Source organism: Streptomyces coryli, assembly GCF_011044975.1.
In the GTDB taxonomy this organism is placed as follows: Bacteria; Actinomycetota; Actinomycetes; order Streptomycetales; family Streptomycetaceae; genus Streptomyces; species Streptomyces coryli.
Window position 1 is genome coordinate 1 of sequence record NZ_JAAKZV010000495.1, and the last position, 2,029, is coordinate 2,029.

Sequence of the window (2,029 nt, forward strand, 5' to 3'; positions counted from 1 at the left end):
CCCCCTGACCATCGCCGCCCTAGCCACCCTCCTAGCCGCCGCCACCGGCCTAGCCCTAGTCATGGCCGCCGGCGCCGACCCGGCCACCGCCTGGCAGGCGCTCCACGAAGGGATGCTCGGGTCCCCGTACGCAATAGGCAGCTCCCTCAACTCCGCCGCCGTGCTGGCCCTGATCGCCACCGGATTCACCGTCGCCCACCGCGCCGGCCTGGTGAACGTCGGCGGCGAAGGCCAGCTCTGCGCGGGCGGTGTCGCCGCCGCAGCCACCGGGCTCGCCCTCCCCGCCGCCACACCCACCGCCCTCGGCGTCCCTCTCCTCCTCACCGCCGGTTTCCTCGCCGGCTCCGCCTGGGCCGGCATCGCCGCCTGGCTCAAGGTCAAGCGCGGTACCAGCGAAGTGATCACCACCCTCCTCCTCAACTTCATCGGCACCGGACTCGTCGCCTTCGCCGTACACGAAGAGGCCCTGCTCAGGCAGCCCGTCACCTCCTCCGAGACCCTCCCGCAGTCCGCCCCCCTCCCCACCGGCGCCCAACTGCCCCTCATCGGCGGCCAGGAGTCCCCAGCCACCGCCATCGTCGTCATCGCCGCCGTCGCAGCCCTGGCCACCGGCATCGCCCTCACCCGCACCGCGATCGGCGTACGACTCAAAGCCGTCGGCCGCACCCCCGCCGCAGCCGCCCGCCTCGGCCTGCCCGTCGGTCCCCTCCAAGGCGGCGGGCTCGCCTTCGCCGGTGGGCTCGCGGGTGTCGCCGGGGCGGCGCTCGTCGCCACCGCGCCCTACGTGCTCGCCGAGCACTTCTCCTCCGGTTACGGCTTCTCCGGGCTGGTCGTCGGGCTGCTTGCCCGTGGGTCGCTCACCGCCGTCGCCGCCGTGAGTCTCGTGTTCGGCTTTCTCACCAGCGGTGGCATCAATCTCCAGCTCGCCGCTCAGGTCCCGGCGTCGACGGTGCAGATCGTGCAGAGCCTGCTGGTGCTGTTCATCGCCGCCGCCATGGTCTTCACCCACACCACCACCAGGAGGGCTACGACATGAGCGCCGTCATCGACGAACTCGCCACCGGCGGTGTCCGGATGGCGCTGCCCCTCCTCCTCGCCTCCGCCGGCGAGCTGCTCAGCGAACGGGCCGGCGTCCTCAACCTCTCCGCCGAAGGCATGATGCTCACCGGCGCCTTCGCGGGCGCGGCCGGCGCCCACGCCTCCGGGAGCGCCACCGTCGGCGTCCTCACCGCCCTCGCCGCAGGCCTGCTCTTCGCCGCGCTGCAGGCACTCCTCAGCGTCACCCTCCGCGCCGACCAGATCGTCACCGGCATCACCGCGAACGCCCTCGCCCTCGGCGGCACCACGTACGGCGCCCGGCTGCTCTTCGGCGACCAGGGCAAGGCGGACGCGCTGCCCGGCTTCGACCCGCTCCCCATCCCGGGGCTGCACAGCATCCCCGTCCTCGGCCCCGCCCTCTTCGAGCAGTCGCTGCTCGGCTATCTGGCCTTCGCCGTGGCCGGCGGCCTCGCCGTCGCGTTGAGCAGGCGTACGACCTGGGGACTCGTCATCGACGCCGTGGGGGAGGACGCCGTGACCGCCGACCGCTGCGGGCTGCCGGTGCGCCTGATCCGGTACGCGACCGTGCTGCTCACCGGCGCCACCGCGGCGCTCGCGGGGGCCCACCTCGCGCTCTCCGAAGTGCACGCCTTCAGCGACAACATCACCGGTGGCATCGGCTACCTCGCCGTCGTCGCCGTGATCGCGGGGCGCTGGCGCGGCTGGCCGACGCTGCTGGCGTGTCTGGTCTTCGGGCTCGCGCAGTCGCTGCAGTTCGCGGCGCCGGCGATCGGCCTGCACATCTCGGCGCCGCTGCTGACGACGCTGCCGTACGCCTTCGCGCTGCTCGCCGTGAGCGGCCTGGTGGGCAGGAGCCGGGCCCCGTCGGGCCTCACGGTCCCGTTCGCACGGGCCGGTTGACGAACCCACCCCCCGAGCCAGGCAACGAGCCCGCCACCGCGTCGGCGAGGAGGGCGCGGATGGTGGAGCG

General features: G+C 73.7%; 2 protein-coding genes. Both read left to right on the forward strand.

All coding sequences use genetic code 11. The features are described 5' to 3' along the window. Positions 1-1,036, forward strand: a 1,036-nt coding sequence (locus G5C51_RS41665; RefSeq protein ID WP_165246095.1) for an ABC transporter permease, incomplete at its 5' end; no start/stop codon positions are given. Then, positions 1,033-1,959: an ABC transporter permease gene (locus G5C51_RS41670; RefSeq protein WP_165246097.1), complete on the forward strand. Its 927-nt coding sequence runs from the start codon at positions 1,033-1,035 to the stop codon at positions 1,957-1,959. The genes G5C51_RS41665 and G5C51_RS41670, both read left to right, overlap by 4 nt. Positions 1,960-2,029 lie beyond the last annotated feature (70 nt).